At 69.2% G+C, this 15,313-nt stretch carries 16 protein-coding genes, 1 tRNA gene and 3 pseudogenes; 9 read left to right on the top strand and 11 right to left on the bottom strand.

What is annotated here, in order from left to right; genetic code table 11:
- Positions 1-9 precede the first annotated feature (9 nt).
- Both ACFVJQ_RS11570 and ACFVJQ_RS11565 read left to right on the top strand, forming a co-directional pair.
- Positions 10-804, top strand: a complete 795-nt coding sequence (locus ACFVJQ_RS11570; RefSeq protein WP_385510449.1) for a DUF3566 domain-containing protein — start codon at positions 10-12, stop codon at positions 802-804.
- A gap of 124 nt (positions 805-928) precedes the next feature.
- Positions 929-1,005, top strand: a tRNA-Ile gene (locus ACFVJQ_RS11565).
- A 147-nt stretch (positions 1,006-1,152) separates the two neighbouring features.
- On the opposite strand, the gene ACFVJQ_RS11560 is transcribed toward ACFVJQ_RS11565, so the two are convergent.
- The 8 genes and pseudogenes from ACFVJQ_RS11560 to ACFVJQ_RS11525 all read right to left on the bottom strand — a co-directional run bounded on the left by ACFVJQ_RS11560 (position 1,153) and on the right by ACFVJQ_RS11525 (position 4,959).
- On the bottom strand, positions 1,153-1,323 hold the full coding sequence (locus ACFVJQ_RS11560) for a hypothetical protein (protein WP_385782907.1): 171 nt from the start codon (positions 1,321-1,323) through the stop codon (positions 1,153-1,155).
- A 23-nt stretch (positions 1,324-1,346) separates the two neighbouring features.
- Positions 1,347-2,216, bottom strand: coding sequence for a tyrosine-type recombinase/integrase (locus ACFVJQ_RS11555; RefSeq protein ID WP_385782905.1), 870 nt, complete (start codon positions 2,214-2,216; stop codon positions 1,347-1,349).
- A complete protein-coding gene (locus ACFVJQ_RS11550; protein ID WP_385782902.1) occupies positions 2,216-2,404 on the bottom strand; it encodes a helix-turn-helix domain-containing protein in 189 nt (62 codons plus the stop codon). The genes ACFVJQ_RS11555 and ACFVJQ_RS11550 overlap by 1 nt, the downstream gene beginning before the upstream one ends.
- Positions 2,401-3,779 (bottom strand): annotated as a pseudogene (gene repSA, locus ACFVJQ_RS11545) (replication initiator protein RepSA). The gene ACFVJQ_RS11550 and the pseudogene repSA overlap by 4 nt, the downstream one beginning before the upstream one ends.
- A 228-nt stretch (positions 3,780-4,007) precedes the next feature.
- Positions 4,008-4,196: a hypothetical protein gene (locus tag ACFVJQ_RS11540; protein ID WP_385510446.1), complete on the bottom strand. Its 189-nt coding sequence runs from the start codon at positions 4,194-4,196 to the stop codon at positions 4,008-4,010.
- A 93-nt stretch (positions 4,197-4,289) separates the two neighbouring features.
- Complete coding sequence (locus tag ACFVJQ_RS11535; protein WP_385782899.1) at positions 4,290-4,595, bottom strand: hypothetical protein; 306 nt, start codon at positions 4,593-4,595, stop codon at positions 4,290-4,292.
- Positions 4,596-4,607: 12 nt separating this feature from the next.
- Entirely contained in the window at positions 4,608-4,793 is a 186-nt protein-coding gene (locus ACFVJQ_RS11530) for a mobile element transfer protein (RefSeq protein WP_385510444.1), read from the bottom strand.
- A 19-nt stretch (positions 4,794-4,812) separates the two neighbouring features.
- Positions 4,813-4,959, bottom strand: a complete 147-nt coding sequence (locus tag ACFVJQ_RS11525; protein WP_385510443.1) for a hypothetical protein — start codon at positions 4,957-4,959, stop codon at positions 4,813-4,815.
- A gap of 213 nt (positions 4,960-5,172) precedes the next feature.
- Between ACFVJQ_RS11525 and ACFVJQ_RS11520 the strand changes: the two are divergent.
- From ACFVJQ_RS11520 to ACFVJQ_RS11500, 5 genes and pseudogenes are all read left to right on the top strand, one after another.
- Positions 5,173-5,460, top strand: a pseudogene (locus ACFVJQ_RS11520) (UTRA domain-containing protein); the annotation flags it as partial.
- A complete protein-coding gene (locus ACFVJQ_RS11515; RefSeq protein WP_385510442.1) occupies positions 5,457-6,122 on the top strand; it encodes a YdcF family protein in 666 nt (221 codons plus the stop codon). The pseudogene ACFVJQ_RS11520 and the gene ACFVJQ_RS11515, both read left to right, overlap by 4 nt.
- A 117-nt stretch (positions 6,123-6,239) precedes the next feature.
- Positions 6,240-6,656: a hypothetical protein gene (locus ACFVJQ_RS11510; RefSeq protein WP_385510440.1), complete on the top strand. Its 417-nt coding sequence runs from the start codon at positions 6,240-6,242 to the stop codon at positions 6,654-6,656.
- A gap of 379 nt (positions 6,657-7,035) precedes the next feature.
- Positions 7,036-8,238 (top strand): IS110 family transposase, encoded by a 1,203-nt coding sequence (locus ACFVJQ_RS11505; protein WP_385782894.1) that lies wholly within the window; start codon positions 7,036-7,038, stop codon positions 8,236-8,238.
- 351 nt (positions 8,239-8,589) lie between these two features.
- Positions 8,590-9,063 (top strand): cupin domain-containing protein, encoded by a 474-nt coding sequence (locus ACFVJQ_RS11500; protein ID WP_385510439.1) that lies wholly within the window; start codon positions 8,590-8,592, stop codon positions 9,061-9,063.
- Positions 9,064-9,625: 562 nt separating this feature from the next.
- On the opposite strand, the pseudogene ACFVJQ_RS11495 reads toward ACFVJQ_RS11500, so the two are convergent.
- Positions 9,626-11,006, bottom strand: a pseudogene (locus ACFVJQ_RS11495) (MFS transporter).
- Between the two features lie 248 nt (positions 11,007-11,254).
- Complete coding sequence (locus ACFVJQ_RS11490) at positions 11,255-11,638, bottom strand: DUF6344 domain-containing protein (RefSeq protein ID WP_385510438.1); 384 nt, start codon at positions 11,636-11,638, stop codon at positions 11,255-11,257.
- A gap of 300 nt (positions 11,639-11,938) precedes the next feature.
- Here ACFVJQ_RS11490 and ACFVJQ_RS11485 point away from each other — a divergent pair, with 300 nt between their 5' ends.
- Both ACFVJQ_RS11485 and ACFVJQ_RS11480 read left to right on the top strand, forming a co-directional pair.
- Entirely contained in the window at positions 11,939-12,067 is a 129-nt protein-coding gene (locus tag ACFVJQ_RS11485; protein ID WP_003999697.1) for a DLW-39 family protein, read from the top strand.
- 191 nt (positions 12,068-12,258) lie between these two features.
- The gene (locus ACFVJQ_RS11480) at positions 12,259-13,608 is read left to right on the top strand and encodes a hypothetical protein (RefSeq protein ID WP_385782890.1); all 1,350 of its coding nucleotides are present in this window, start codon (positions 12,259-12,261) and stop codon (positions 13,606-13,608) included.
- Here ACFVJQ_RS11480 and ACFVJQ_RS11475 read toward each other — a convergent pair whose 3' ends face one another.
- A complete protein-coding gene (locus ACFVJQ_RS11475) occupies positions 13,609-15,267 on the bottom strand; it encodes a protein kinase (RefSeq protein ID WP_385782887.1) in 1,659 nt (552 codons plus the stop codon).
- Positions 15,268-15,313: the final 46 nt, after the last annotated feature.

Below are 15,313 nucleotides of genomic sequence, written 5' to 3'. Positions count from 1 at the left end.
TGAGTCAGCGTGAGCGGAGCCACGGGCGCCGGATCTGCCGGTATCCCTGCCGGTACCTCGACCGGTACGGAAACGGACGGCGGCGGTCGTGGCTCCGCCGCGCCTGCGACGGACTCGCACACGACCAACCTGCAGGCGATCAAACCCCACGCGACCGACTCGCACTCGCCTGACACTCATGGATCCCAGGGGGGAACTGTGACGGACACCCGAGGCCCGCAGACCCAGCAGTACGCGGCTGGAGCGGGCCCGGCCGCTCCGGGCGCCCAGCCGTCGGCCCAGTCGGCCGGGGCACAGCAGGCGGCGTCCCCGCTCCCCGGGGAGCGCCAGCCTCAGCAATCCACCGGGCCCTACCACCCGCCGCAGGCGTACCAGACGCCCGCTCCCGCCGGCGCGGTACGGCGCCCGCGCACCGGCGCGCGCACCACACCCCGGGTCCGCAAAGCCCGGCTGCGGGTGGCCAAGGCCGACCCGTGGTCCGTGATGAAGGTCAGCTTCCTGCTCTCCATCGCGCTGGGCATCTGCACGATCGTCGCGTCCGCCGTGCTGTGGATGGTCATGGACGCGATGGGCGTGTTCTCGACCGTCGGCGGCACGATCTCCGAGGCGACCGGCTCGAACGAGTCCAACGGCTTCGACCTGCAGGCGTTCCTGTCGCTGCCCAACGTCCTGCTGTTCGCCACGATCATCGCGGTCATCGACGTCGTCCTGGCGACGGCCCTCGCGACACTCGGCGCGTTCATCTACAACCTCTCCGCGGGCTTCGTCGGCGGAGTGGAGCTGACACTGGCCGAGGACGAGTGAGGCCGGACGAGCCGGTTCGCTGACGGCCGCTTCAAACCTCCACCGATTATCGATTTTGGGACTGCCCCGGTCGTGCGCTAATCTTCAGGAGTCAGCGCGCGGGACACACACCGCACAGCGCGGCGGGGCTATAGCTCAGTTGGTTAGAGCGCATCCCTGATAAGGATGAGGCCACAGGTTCAAATCCTGTTAGCCCCACCAGCACGAAGACCCCCAGTCGATCAAGACTGGGGGTCTTTGACATCTACGAGTGACATCAGCCGATGAGCGGATCTTCCAGAAGCTCGGCGAGCATGCCGACCGCTTCCCGCTCGCTGTCGCCCACCACGTGCGTGTAGACATCCATGGTCATGCTGATCTGGCTGTGCCGGGGATCGCCTGAGCCACCTTGGGATGCACCTTCAGGAAGGCGAGTAGGGTCCCGCAGGTGTGCCGGGCGAGGCGGACCGTGATGCGGCGCACACCGGCCCGCTTCACGAGCCGATCGAAGGTGCGGGAGAAGCCCACCGGATCGATCATGCCGCCATGCTCGGAGGAGAAGATCAGGTCATGGTCCGGCTCCTGCGACCAGTGCTCACCGGCGATCTTCCGTTCCAGCTCTTGCAGCTCCGGCGGTCCTCCAGGGCACGGGCGCAGAACTCCGGGAGCGGGAGCACCGCCTGTGAAGACTCCGTCTTGAGGTCCTTGAGGACCAGGCCGACACCCTTGACCCGCTGCACCTGCTTGACCGGGGTGAAGTGGCCGGCCTCGAAGTCGATGTCCTGCTGGCGCAGCCCGAGCACCTCGCTCCGGCGGAGGCCGAGGACCAGCACGAGGACACAGGCCGCGTAGAGGCGGTGAGCTCGGACCGAACGCAGGAACGTGATCGCCTCCCGCGCGTTCCACGCCTTGCCCTTGTCCTTCGTGACCTTGGGCATGTCGACCAGGAGCGCGACGTTACGCGTCACCAGTTCCTCACGGATGGCGCGGTTGAGGGCGTTGCGGAGCACCCGGAGTACTTCGAAGCGAGCGGAAGGGCCGACCTTCTCCCGCTTGAGCGCAGCCATGAAGGTGCGGATCTGTGCCGGTGTGAGCTTGACCAGAGACTTCTTTCCGAGGTGCGGCAGCAGGTAGAGCCGCACTTTGGACTCGTACTTGCTGTACGTGTTGTGCTCCCGCTCCGGCTTGACGATGTGCTCCAGCCAGTACGAGAGCCACTCGCCGAGTGTCCAGGACCGGGACGGCACCGGGATGCCGTTGCGCTCCTGATCCTGGAGCTTGCCGAGCTTCTTGTTCGCCTCGTCCCAAGTGGAGCCGTAGACGTACTTCCGTACGCGGTTGCCGTCGGTGTCGGTGACGTACGCGGCCCCCTGGTAGCGGCCGTCCTTGCGCTTGGTGATGGTGCCACCGCCGTTGGGGCGCCGCTTGGCCATCAGGCAGCCTCCCCGATCCGGCTGGCGATGAAGTCGCGGACCGCGTCGTTCGGGATGCGCCGGCACCCGTCGACTTTGATGGAGACGAGGCGGTGAGTGCGGATCAGGTCGTAGACCTTGGTCCGACCGACCTTGAGCCGCGCCATCACCTCAGGCACGGTCAGCAGCTCGGGCACAGCGGAGGTCATGCGGCGGCTCCTTCCAGGTCGAGCAGGGCGGGTAGCTCTTCGCGGGCGGTCTCGCGGTTGAGCTGGATGTCCCGGCGGATGTTGGTAGCGAGCCAGGATTCGCCGGGGGTGTGGCCGTGCCCGGCGTAGGTCCAGTGGGCGAGGGTGAGCGTGGTGGCCTCGGTGTCGTCGGGGTCGGGCAGGCCGAGGGCGGCGCGCTGCTGGGCGGCGCGGTAGTCGGCGCGGACCTGGCGGAGGGCGCCGAGGGTGGTGGAGTAGCGGCGGGACTTGGTGGAGAAGTGGCCGCGGAAGCCGAGCATGTGTGCCCAGTCGCGGAGTTTGCGGTCCGGGTAGAGGGCGTGCAGGTCGAGGCATGCAGCGATGAGCCGGGCGGGATGGTCGGGTACGCCGAGCAGGGCCAGGGCCTCCTTGTTGCCGATGCGGCGGTCGACGATGCCGGTGGTCTCGGCGGCTTTGGTGGCGTACTTGGCGACGTAGGAGGCGACGGCCTGTTCGGTGATGTCCTCGCCGTCGCCGAAGGCGCGGATCGGGCGTACGTCGAGCTGGGTGCCCCAGCGCAGGGTTCGGGCGGCTGGTCCCCGGCCGGGGGCACGTCGACTTCGACGCGGGCTGCGGCGGCGCGGATGGCGTCGGTGAGGAGGTCGAGGGTGGCCCAAGCGGGCGGCGGGTCGTCGGGTCCCTCGGGGCCGTCGAAGCGGATCACGGCATGGAAGTGCACGGCGTCGCGCTTCTGGTACTCGGCGACCTTGCCGAAGGACACCCGCGATTTCTCACAAGCAGCTTTCTGGGTGAGCCCGGCGCGCTTCGCGATCTCCCGGCGCAGGTAGATCGTGAAGTAGCGCCACAGCTCGGAGGCGTGGTTGTTCCACAGCACCGTGCCCGCGTAGTCGTACGACGCGGGGTCGAGCGGGGTGCCCAGCTCGGGAGCGTCCTCGGTGTGGCGAGTGCCGCAGGCGCAGGGCCGGTTGTGGACGGGACCGAACGAGGGCGCGGTGAGGGTGGCGAACACGCGCGGGTGGTCTCGGATGGTGTGAGGGGTGCCCTTGTCGGGGTCGCCGACGAGGCCGGCGCGGATGAGGTGGTAGGTGTCGCCCGCGTAGGTCCAGGCGCAGGCGGGGCAGCGGGAGGCGCGGCGGTTGCCGCAGGCGAGGTGAAGTCGGCCGCCGGGTTCGGTGTCGGTGGAGTAGGAGTGCAAGACCTGTCCGGTGGCCGCGTCGCGGGTGACGATGGAGCCTTGCAGGTGGATCGGGTCGGAGCAGCCACCGGTACGCCGGATCTGCTCTTGGACGCGGTCGAAGCCGTCCGACCCGGCCAGCCTCAGCACGGCGGCGAGGGTGGCCGGGTCCAGGCCCGCCATGGTGGCGGCGTCGGTCACGTGCGCACCTCCTGGGGTCCACGGTCATGGCGTCCAGGGCGCCAGCGGCTTCGATCGCTGCGGCGGCGAGGTTGCGCAGGGTCTCGGAGGTGCCGGGGGAAGCGATCAACGCGATCTCGACGAAGTCGCCCCCGATGCGGAGGCTGACGAAGGGGTTGGCGCTGTCCGCGAACGGGGTGACGCGGAAGCGGGTGTCCGGCTCGATGTGGGCCGAAGTGGTCAGGCTCTTCATGCCGTCACCTCTGTGGCCGGGGCGAGGGCGGCGCGGTGGGTGTGGCCGGTGCCCTGGCAGGCGTGGCAGAAGACGCGGAGCAGGACGCGGGAGCCGTCGCGATTGCGGGCGCCGGTGGTGACGGAGACGACGGGGAAGCCGTCGCAGTGGTGACAGACCGGACGGTTCGGGATACGGGCAGGCATGATGAGTGGAGCCCTTTCGGATCGATGGGTCTGGAAGTGGCGCAGGCCGTCCGGGGCGGCGGATCTTTGGCGAGAGAGCCGCCCCGGAGGGCGTTACTTGCTGAGCGCGCGTGGTGCCTTCTTGCGCTTCGAGGTGCGGCTGAGCGTGTAGCTGATGCCGCAGGTGGCCGACAGGACCGAGACGATCGACGCGGTGATGACCTGGGTGACGAAGGCGATCACCAGCAGCACCGCGACGGATCCGGCGGTGATGACGAGGGTCAGCACGATCGGGCCGGTGTAGGACCGCGGAGCTTCCTGGACGATCAGGACCCGGCGCATGTCGGCGCCCGGCGGGATCTGCCGGTACAGGTCGGCGGGGATGTGACCGGCGCGAAGCTGTTCGTCGGGCAGGCGCATCAGGGTCACTCCTCAGGGGTGGCAGCGGTGGGTGCGGGCGGCGAGTTCGGCGGCCGAGCGGTCGCGGTGCTCGGTGGAGAACCCGCACTTCGGTGCCGTGCATGCCGCGGTGTGCCGGGTCTGGCCACGGCCGTTGTTGAACGTGCCGACCTTGACCGGGCCGATGCGGATCACGTCGTAGAAGCGGTTCGGGCGCACGGGTGGACCTCCTTGTCTGTCAGGCGAGTTGGGCGACGATCGCCCCGGCGAGGTTTTCCGGGACTCCGAGCCGAGCGCGCAGGGTGGCGGTGTCGATGTCGGTTCCGGTGCGGGTGCGGTGCTCGGCGGCGAGCTTCCGGGCGTGGTCGATCAGCGCCGGGGGCACCGTCGGTACGGGTCCGGCACCGTGGCCTCAGGCAGGGCTGGGGGCAGGCTCCGGCTTGGTGATCTCTGGGACCTGCTCGGGGGCCGTGGCGGGTGCTTCGGGGCGGTCGACAACCGGCGCGGAGCGGGGTGCAGGCTCCGCAGGTGGTGTTGGCGTCCGGCTGGCGGGTTGGTGGGCGAGCAGGGTGCCGCCGAGGAAGGCGAGCGCAGGACCACGCCAGGGCCCGCCGGTCGAGGCGGCGGATTTCGCGTGCTGTACGACGCGGGTTACGAGATCGATCACATGAAGGAGCGATTGTTTGCCCGTGCCGCCACACCGGACGAGGTGAAGCTCCTTCAGCTGCCGCCCGGCGAACCGGTCGTCGAGCTGCATCGGACGACCTATACGGCCACGGGCACTGTCGTGGAGTTCGCCATCGGGGTACACGCGGCATCGCGCTTCGCATGGGAGTACGAGTTCAAGGTGCCCGACTCGGCGAGGGACAGGGAAGGTCAGCAGTGATCTCGACACAGGATTGGGTAGATGCCCGGCGCGTTTGGGACTACCACCAGATGGGCCACTCACCCCGGCCATGTTCGGTTGCGATCGGACTCGGCAGCCACGACCTGGGGGTGGCCGACACGGCGGTAGACCTCTACAAGCGCGGCATGGCTCCCCTGCTCGTGTTCACCGGTGCCACCAGCCCCACGACGCGGGAGCGCATGCCCCGCGGTGAAGCCGTCCACTACCAGGAACGGGCGCTCGAGCTTGGCGTCCCCAGTACGGCCGTTCTCGTGGAGCCGCGCGCCCGCAACACGGGTGAGAACATCCGCTTCTCACGAGAGCTGCTTGAAGAGGCCGGCATCGAGGTGTCCTCGGTGCTCCTGATCAGCAAGCCGTACGAGGAGCGGCGCGCGTACGCCACTGCACGCAAGCTCTGGCCCGAAGTCGAGGTCATCAGCGCTTCCACTCCGATGACGCTCGACGAGTACGTCGACTCCATCGGTGACGCCCGCCTGGTCATCGACATGCTGGTCGGTGCGCTACAGCGGCTGATGATCTACCCGGAGCAGGGGTTCATGATCAGCCAACCGCTACCCACCGACGTGGTCGAGGCGTACGAGCGCCTGTGCCAAGCCGGATTCACGAGCCGACTCATGACCACCGACGCGCCTTCGGCTTGACCCAGGCGAGAGCGAGAGCTGTTACAGGTTTCTCTACCTCATCAAGGCCCGCGCACGGCGCGGGCAAGGGCGAGAAACGATCTTCCGCGTACGCAACGGTCGAGTCAGGATGGCCCCATGGGGGAATCCACCGTGCGCACAGCGTTCCGTCTGACGTTCACCGACTACCACCAAGATCCGAACGACAGCGACGTCCTTCGACGAGCGGTCACCGTCCAGGCCGATCGGATCACCTTCGACGAGGGTCACCTGAATCTCTGGCTCGCAGGCACCCATGTCGCAGAGTTCCCGCTCGACATCATCGAGTCCGTCTGCCCTCATGGCGATGCCGGCAGGAAGCGGGAGTCGCCGGAAGAACTGCGTGCCCGCTATCCGCGGATGGGCCACCCGTGGTCCCCGGAGGACGGCGCGCAGCTCCTCGCGCTCTACCAGCAAGGGGAGCGTGACTTCGACACCCTCGGAAAGCAGTTCGGCCGGAAGCCCAGCGCCATCCGGTCGCGACTGGCGAAACTCGGCTTGGAAAGCCTCGTCTGACAGTTCCAAGGTCCAAACGTCTGTGGCTGGGGCGGTCGGCTCCACGGCTTCAGCCAGCCACTTTGGCGCGAGCCTCGAAGATCATGGCCCAAGATCGGGCGCTAACGGGCAGGCTCACAAGCCTGCCCGATCCGCGGGCCAGCGTAAGGGGCCATGATCACTCGCGCCAACGCAGCTCCGTAAGTTGTTCGGTGGCCCGGGAGGGCCGGATGTGGCTTCAAAGCAGCTTGCCGACCGTGGCTCGGCTGGAGTGGCCGTCCGGCCCTCCGGGGCGCCCTGGTCGCTGATTGAAATGTGCGGAACGGGTCGCTGTTTACGGAGCTGACGACGGGGTGTCCTACGGGCCCGACGGCAGGAAACTCGGCTGCAGGAGGGACGCGTGAGCAAACAGCGGGCCCGGATATGGGTGGGTATCGACGCGGGCAAGGGCCATCACTGGGCCGCAGTGCTCGACGAGACCGGGGCGACCCTGTGGTCGAAGAAGATCGAAAATGACGAGTCGGCGATCCTGACCGCGCTCGGCGAGATCCTGGACCTGGCCGATGAGGTGCACTGGGCAGTGGACATCTCCAGCAGGTCCTCCGCCCTGTTGCTGGCGCTGCCGGCAACCCACGGCCAAAAGGCCGTCTACGTGCCCGGCCGCACCGTCAACCGCATGGCCGGCGCCTACCGGGGCGAGGCCAAGACGGATGCCCGCGACGCCTATGTCATCGCCGAAACCGCGCGCCACCGACGGGACTTCACCACCCTCGACGTGCCCGCACAGCTGGCCGCCGACCTCGCGCTCCTGACCGCCCACCGCACCGACCTGATCACCGACCGGGTGCGAACGGTCAACCGGCTCCGCGACGTGCTCACCGGCATGTTCCCCGCCCTGGAGCGGGCCTTCGACTACTCGGCCCACAAGGGAGCGCTGGTGCTGCTGACCGGCTACCAGACCCCGGCCGCCCTCCGCCGACGCGGCTTGGCCCGCCTGACGGCCTGGCTGGTCAATCGAGGGGTCCGCGACGCGGACAGCGTGGCCGCCACGGCCGTGGAAGCGGCCCAGTCCCAGCAGACCGCGCTGCCGGGCGAGGACACCGCCGCACAGATCGTCGCCGACCTGGCTACGCAGATTCTGGCCCTGGACGACCGGCTCAAGCGCATCGACCGGCAGATCCGCGACACCTTTCGCACCCACCCACAGGCCGAGATCATCGAGTCCCTGCCCGGCATGGGACCCATCCTCGGAGCCGAGTTCATCGTCGCCGCAGGCGACCTGACCGCCTACGCCGACGCCGGCCACCTGGCCTCAGCAGCCGGCCTGGTCCCCGTCCCACGCGATTCCGGCCGCCGCACCGGCAACCTGCACCGCCCCCAGCGCTACAGCCGCCGCCTGCGCAGAGTCTTCTACCTCTCCGCGCAGACCAGCATCATCCGCGACGGCCCCAACCGGGCCTTCTACCTCAAGAAGCGCGGCGAGGGCTGCAAACACGTCCAGGCCGTCATCGCCCTCGCGCGACGACGGACCAGTGTGCTGTGGGCTCTGCTACGCGACAACCGGGCCTTCACCCCCATCCCGCCCACCGCGCAGGCGGCTTGACTCGGCCCGACGCCACAGAGCCAGCAGCGTGGTTGAGGCCGGTGGGCGTCCAGCGAGGCACACGCGCGCCTGATCGGTCAGCGTGCCCGCCGCCGTGGCTGACTTTCGTCGGCTGAGGCACAGCCAATCTCCGGAGACGAGGTGCCGCCCGCATCGGTGGAGGGCGCCCCATGACCTTGACTCGGTCATTGAAACTCCAGCCCAAACCCGCTCCGCCGACCGCGTGGATAGGGCCTGTCCGGTCGATCATGACGGACTCGCGGCCCCGGGCTCACGCACCCGGACGGCGGACTTCCGTCGGCCCGCCGACGGGAACACTTGAGAAGGTCCACCGAGGAAAGGAGCGGACCCATGGCCAAGAACGCTCACGTGCGCCACAGCGGTGACGGGAAGGCATTCTGGATGCTGAACGGCCTCTACGAGGTCAAGGCGTCGAGCGACGAGACCAACGGCGCGATGACCGTCATGGAGATGACCATTCCGGAGGGGATGGGCCCACCGCCCCACACCCACCCCGGAACCGAGAGCGTCTATGTCATCGAGGGAACGCTGCGCTACCACATTGGCGACGAAACGGTCGAAGGCGGTCCCGGGTCCTTCATCCATATCCCTGAGGGCATTCTGGAGCGGTTCGAGCCCACCAGCACGGTGCGGCTCCTGATCACCTACACTCCGGGCGGTATCGACGGATTCTTCGCCGAGGCGGGTGAACCAGCCCAGCGACGGGAGCTGCCGCCTCAGTCGGACGTGCCGCCGGACATTGATCGCCTCATCGAGATCGCCAAGCGGCACGGAATCCAGATGCAGCCGATGCCCGGCGCCTAGCTGAGCTAGCGGGCACGCCCCGCGTGCGGCGCTGCCCTGGTCCTGAGGCGGGAGAAAGGCACGCGTGCCCCCTGCGTGCCCGATCGGGCAGTGAGCGACGGGGAACAGCAGGGAACCTCAGCGAGCCTCGCAGGAATGCGCAGGTCAACGTCTCGCCAGATCAGGGCCCATCCGGTCACGCGATCCTCCAAACTGGCGCTCTAAGCCGGACCGAGCAGCGCTTGTCAAGACCGCGTGCGGCGACTGACATCAGCGGCTGACACCAACAAGCGCGAACAGCAGCGGTCGATGTCGGACCTCAATGGACGATCGGCCGAGGTGCGGGGGCGGTTGGTCGACATCGACGGTCCCCCAGTATCGACCTGATAAGGATGAGGCCACAGGTTCAAATCCTGTTAGCCCCACAGATGCAGAACGAAGGCAGAGGGCGTCTCCCCAGGTGGAAGGCGCCCTCTGCGTGTTTTTGGTCGGTCGTCACGGGGCCGTCCGTGATGCGGCCCGCGCTCGGCGACGCGAAGAGCGGGCGCCTGAAGAGGAAGCGCCCGCTCCTGGCCGACGAGGGTCAGGCGACCAGCTGGGGTTCCTGCGGGGCGGCGGCCTCCGTCGGCTGCTGCGGCTTGCGGTCGCGCATCACCAGCGTGGCCAGGACGGCGGCGGCCAGGACGCCGATCGCGCTGAGTGTGAAGGTGGTGGTCATCGAGGCGGTGAAGGCCTCGCGGGCGGTGCCGATCAGGGCGCTGTCGGTGGTGGCCAGAGCGCCGGTGATGGACTGCCTGGCCTGCTTGGGGGCGTCAGCCGGCATCTCGGCGGCATAGCCGCTGGTGAGGAGGGAGCCGAGGACGGCGATACCGAGGGCGGTGCCGGCCTGCTGGATCGTGTCGTTGAGGGCCGAGCCGACGCCCGCCTTGTCGGCCGGGATGGTGCCCATCAGCGCGGCGACCGCAGCCGGCATCGCGAAACCGGTGCCGAGGCCCAGCAGGGCGAGGGCCACCGCCGGGACCGGGAAGCCGGAGTCGGCCGAGACCGTGGTGAGGAGGCCGAACGAGGCAGCCATCACGAGCATGCCGGACAGGATCACGTAGCGGTTGCCGATCTTCTCGGCGAGCTTGACGCCCGAGCCGTTGCCGAGCAGGGCCGCGACCGCCATCGGCAGGAAGGCCACGCCCGCCTTGACCGGCGAGTAGCCGAGCACGAACTGTAGGTACTGGGTCAGGACGAGCAGCAGACCGCCGTTGCCGATCTGGACCAACGCAAGGGAGAGCGAACCGCCGCTGAAGTTTCGGTGCTTGAAGAGGACCAGCGGGACCATCGGGGCGGGGTGACGTTCTCCCAGATCACGAAGCCGAGCAGGGCAACGACCGCGACGGCCAGGGTGACCGCCGAGCGGCCCTCGAAGGCGCCGTGCTGCGGAATCTCGATGATCCACCAGACCAGGGCGGTCATACCGACGGCGGACAGCACCGCGCCCAGCGGGTCGGGCTTCTGCCACGGCGCCCTGGACTCCGGCATGAGAGTGAGACCGGCGACGACGGCGAGAGCGACGACCGGGACGTTGATGAGGAAGATCGAGTGCCAGGAGAAGTGGTCGATCAGTACGCCGCCGAGCACCGGGCCGCCGACCAGGCCCAGCATCGACACCGAACCCCACGCTGCCATCGCCTTGCCGCGCTCCTCCTCGTCGAAGACGGTGATGAGGATCGACAGGGTGGAGGGCATGGTCAGCGCTCCGCCGACGCCCATCGCGATCCGTATGGCGATCATCTCCCCGGGGCTGGAGCAGAAGCTCGCACCCAGTGAGGCCGCTCCGAAGAGCAACAGGCCGATCAGCATCACCTTCCGGCGGCCGAACCGGTCACCCAGGCTGCCCGAGGTCAGCAGGAGACCCGCGAAAACCAGGTGTAGGAGTCGAGGATCCACCAGCGACGTGGATTGCGGGTTTCCATGGCCGTTCCTTTCAGGGATACGCCCAATCCGATCCCGTCGCCCTGCGCGACGCCAAGTTCTCGTACGGCCTGGAGGTCGTCCTCGACGGGCTGGCGCTACGACTGCCGGGTGCCTGACCGGCGGATCCGCCCGAAACGGGCGCGGAACGCGTGAAGGCCCGGCCACTGATCCAGTGGCCGGGCCTCGTCATGAGGGCGGTGTACGCAGGTTCGCCGTGACGACAGGGTTTGACGGAATCAAGAGGAACTCAGGGGAAGGGGACTGATGAGAGAGGGAGCGTGACGGGATCGTCCGGGGCCGACGTCCGGGAGCCGCAGTCGCCGGCCTCCGGATCAGCGCCGGTCTGGTCCGTGTCCGTCTTTGTGAGGGGGCGGTGGCGGCAGGTCGGGGCCTTGCCGTGTGCCTCGGCCTGGATGCGCTGTTTCATCGTGGGGGGCAGGGCCGTGGCGTGGGGCCGGGCCCAGCGGGACATCGTCGGCGCCGTGTTGGGTCGTGCGGTGCTGTTGCGCGAAGCCTCGGTCTGCAGTACCGCCGCGCCGGCGGTCGTCGTGGCGAGTCCGAGCGCCGTGCACAGCGCGAGGAAGGCGGTGATGATGACGTTCCACAGCTTCATGACCTTGTTCCGGGCCATGGCCCCTCACTTTCGGGTTGGGCGATTTGCGTACTTTGCTCATCATGTGTATGAGGCTCGGGAAGTGGTGGACCGACGCCCGTGGCGCAGCGATCTTCGGATCAACACCACCCGGATGGTCGCAAGAGACCCGAAAAATGCGGGGGTGCGAGCACCGCCAGATCGAAGCGGCGCCGTCCGCCCGGAGTGGGCTGCGCCGCCGGGGAGTTGGGGCCCGGCGCAGGTCACCGATCGATATCGGGCGGTGTGTATAGTCGGGCGCCAGAGGTCCCCTACGTCAAGGAAAGACGAGGTCGCGCGGTGAAGAAGCTTCTCCTGGTCGCACTGGCCGCCATCGGCGGGCTCCTCGTGTACCGCCAGATCCAGGCGGATCGCGCCGAGCAGGATCTGTGGACGGAGGCGACTGACTCCGTGCCCACGGGTTCGTGAGTACCGACATCCGATACTGAACAGACCCCGGCCGCCTTTGCGGTCGGGGTTTTGCGTGTCCGCGGACGGTTTCCGGTACGGGCGCTCTCTGGCACGGGCGGTTCCGTCGTGGGCGTTTCGGACGCTCGTGCGGATTGTGCCGATGAGCCGTGGCCTTGCGGGGCAGGATGGGCCAGGGTACGGACGGTTCGATGATTCGGCACTTCCAGGGGTGGCGCGTGATGGGGCGACGTACGGCAGGGTCTGAGGCGCACCGGGGCCGTTTTCCGTCGGCACGCGCGCGTGCCGCCCTCCTCGCGGCGACGGTGGTGACGGCGGCCGCCCTGCCCGCTCCCACAGCGATGGCTGACGGTACGGCGAGCGGTACCGCCTACGCCTTCGCCGAGGACGCCCGGTCCGTACCGGGCGCCACGGGCACCACGGACGCCGCACGCCTCCAGCCCGGCAGGACATACAAGAGCACCTTGCCGAGCAGCGGAAAGGCCTACTACAGCCTCGCACTCGACGCCACCTCGAACACGTACGTCTCCGCCACCGCCGTACCCGCCCCGGACGCCACCGTCTCCGCCGTGGAGGGGATCAAGGTGACGGTGCAGGAGACGGACGGCAGTTCCTGCTCCTTCGACACGACGACCTTCGGCGCCGGCCGCAGCCCGCACCCGATCGCCGCCTGGGGCGCACGCGAGTCCGGCACAAGCCGGTGCCAGGCCGAGGGCACGTACTACGTGGTCGTCGAGCACGTCGGTGCGAAGGACTCCGCACCGGCCGCCTGGGACCTGGAGCTGGCCGTGGTCGAGGAGCCGGGCCTTGCGCAGCCCGGTGCCACCAGGGCGCCGCAGGCTTGGGAATCCGCCACGCCCGCGCCGCCCACCGACGAGCCCGAACGGCGGCCGGGCGGCGCCGGCTTCGCCACGGCGACCTCGCTGGACCAGGGCGTCTGGACCGACGACATCGAACCCGGACAGACCCTCTTCTACGAGGTTCCGGTCGACTGGGGCCGGCAGCTGTACGCCACCGCCGAACTCGGCACCGCCGGTTCCGGTTCCGGTTACGTGGTCGGAGCACTCGACGTGTCCCTCTACAACCCCGCGCGCGGGCAGGTCGAGGACGCAGGCGTCGGCTACGACGGGAAACAGCGGTCGGCCACGCTCGATCCGCTTCCGCCGGTCGCACACGCCAACCGCCACTCCTTCACGGACCGGGTGGCCGGCATGCGGTTCGCCGGTTCGTACTACCTCGTGGTGCATCTCTCCACGAAGGTGGCCGAGGACTTCGGCGACGGTCCGTTCGGGCTGACGTTGCGCGTACGGGTGGCGGGGACGGCGCAGGAAGCGCCCGCCTATGCCGGGCAGTCCGTGCCGGACGACGTCTTCGAGGTCACAGGCCAGGATCGGGGAGCTGCCGGCTCCGGCGGTGCGGCGGGCGGCAACGCCGCGATGACGGCGCTCGCGGCGGGCGGGATCGGCGCCGGCACGGTGATTCTGGTGGGGCTCGGGGTCTGGACGATGGTGGCGCGGCGGAGGGCCGGCCTCGCCGGGTAGTCAGACCTGGGTCAACGCCCAGAAACCCACCGCGTAGCAGGCCAGAGCCAGCAGGACCAGCAGGACCGCCACCTTCGCGGGCGGGCCGGGGCGGCGTCGGCTGGGTTGGCGGTGGCCGGGGTGGCGGCGGCTGGAGTGAGGGGCGCTCGGCTGGGGGCCGCTCGGGCTGCCGGTGAGCGGGCGGTGGGCGGGCTGGTCGGCAGGGTGCCGCGAAATCGGTGGTGCGGAGGGTGGAACCTGCGCGTCCTGAGCGGTGTACGAAGCAGTAGAGGCGTCAGCGCGCTGGGCCGGCGCCGGAGTGGGGTACAGCGGTGCGTGCGGCTGAGGGGAGGACAGCACGTGCGTGGTCTCGTGGGGGGAGGTGAGGAAGGGTTGCTGTGGAGGCAGCTGTGGCTGTTGCTGTGCTTGTGGATGCCGCTGGTGCTGTGGCTGTGGTGTGCCCTGCTGTGCCGGTGCGGGTGCCTCTGCGGACCGGGCCTGGGGGGCGGCCCCCCGAGGGGAGCTGACGGTGGGCTGCGGGGGCGGGAGGTGGAAGCTGCCGGTGTCCGACATGCTGGCCGGCTGCGAAGGAGTGGAGGGCTGCGCCGGGGTGACGGCGCCGGAGTGAGCGGTGGACTGCTGACGGGGATCCGCGACTACGTCCTCCCTGCGCGCCCCAGAACGTACGGAGCCCCTGCCGGACCGCGAGGACAGCGAGTCGGCTGCGTCCCCGGCATCCGGAGGCACTGCCCTGCTTCCGGACCCCGCACCCGCCGGCGTGCGCGTCCCGGCCGCCGAAGCGAGCGGCCCCGCGGGCCCGAACCCCGAGGGAAGCGGCCCGAGTTGATCGAAGATCTCGATCTGCTCGTCGTCGGGGCCGGGGCCGGGCAGGAGCTCGGCCGCCGAAGCGAGCGCCTTGCGCGCACCCGTGGCGGTGCGGAAGCGGGCCTGCGGATCCGGCTGCAGCAGTGTCGCCACGACCTGCCACAACGGCTCCGGGATACCCGTGGGCGCACTCGGAGTCCCATGCGCTGCGAAGTACTGCACGAGCGCCTTGGCGTCCGGCTTGGCGCCCTCCAGCAGATACAGCCCGACCAGTCCCACGGCGAACAGATCCGCCGGGAAGTCCGGCTCGGAGCCCATCATTTGCTCCGGCGCCAGATACCCCGGCGTTCCCACCACGAGATTGGTCTCCGTCAGACGGGGCTCGCCCAGCCGCATCGCGATGCCGAAGTCGGACAGGCGCAGCTTGGGCCTGCCCATGCCGGTGGCCTCCAGCAGCACGTTGGCGGGCTTGATGTCCCGGTGCACGACGTCCTCGGCGTGCACCGCGGCCAGCCCCGACAGCAGCTGGTCGAGGAGGGTGCAGACGAAGTACGGCGGCAGAGGGCCGTAGTCCCCGACGAGATGAACCAGCGAACCGCCGGCGACCAGGTCCATGGTGAACAGGACCTTGTCGTCGTCGGCGGCCCAACTGGCCGGCGCGAGAACATGAGGGTGATCGATCCTCAGCGCCTGTTCGCGTACGAAGCGCAACAGCGAGTGCGCGTCACTCTGCTGCAGGACCTTGGCGGCCACATAGCGGCGTCGGCGGTGGTCCCAGGCACGCCAGACGGCGCCGACTCCTCCGCGCCCGATCGGGTCGACCAGTTCGTACCGCCCGGCGAAGACCTCACCCATCGCTGTGCGCCGCTCCTCCCCCTACGATCCCAGGGCTTCCCCCCTT

The organism is Streptomyces sp. NPDC127197 (assembly GCF_042672405.1).
In the GTDB taxonomy this organism is placed as follows: domain Bacteria; phylum Actinomycetota; class Actinomycetes; order Streptomycetales; family Streptomycetaceae; genus Streptomyces; species Streptomyces flavusporus.
The sequence above is the reverse complement of the archived record's forward strand: the minus strand, read 5'-3'. Positions and strand labels throughout refer to the sequence as shown.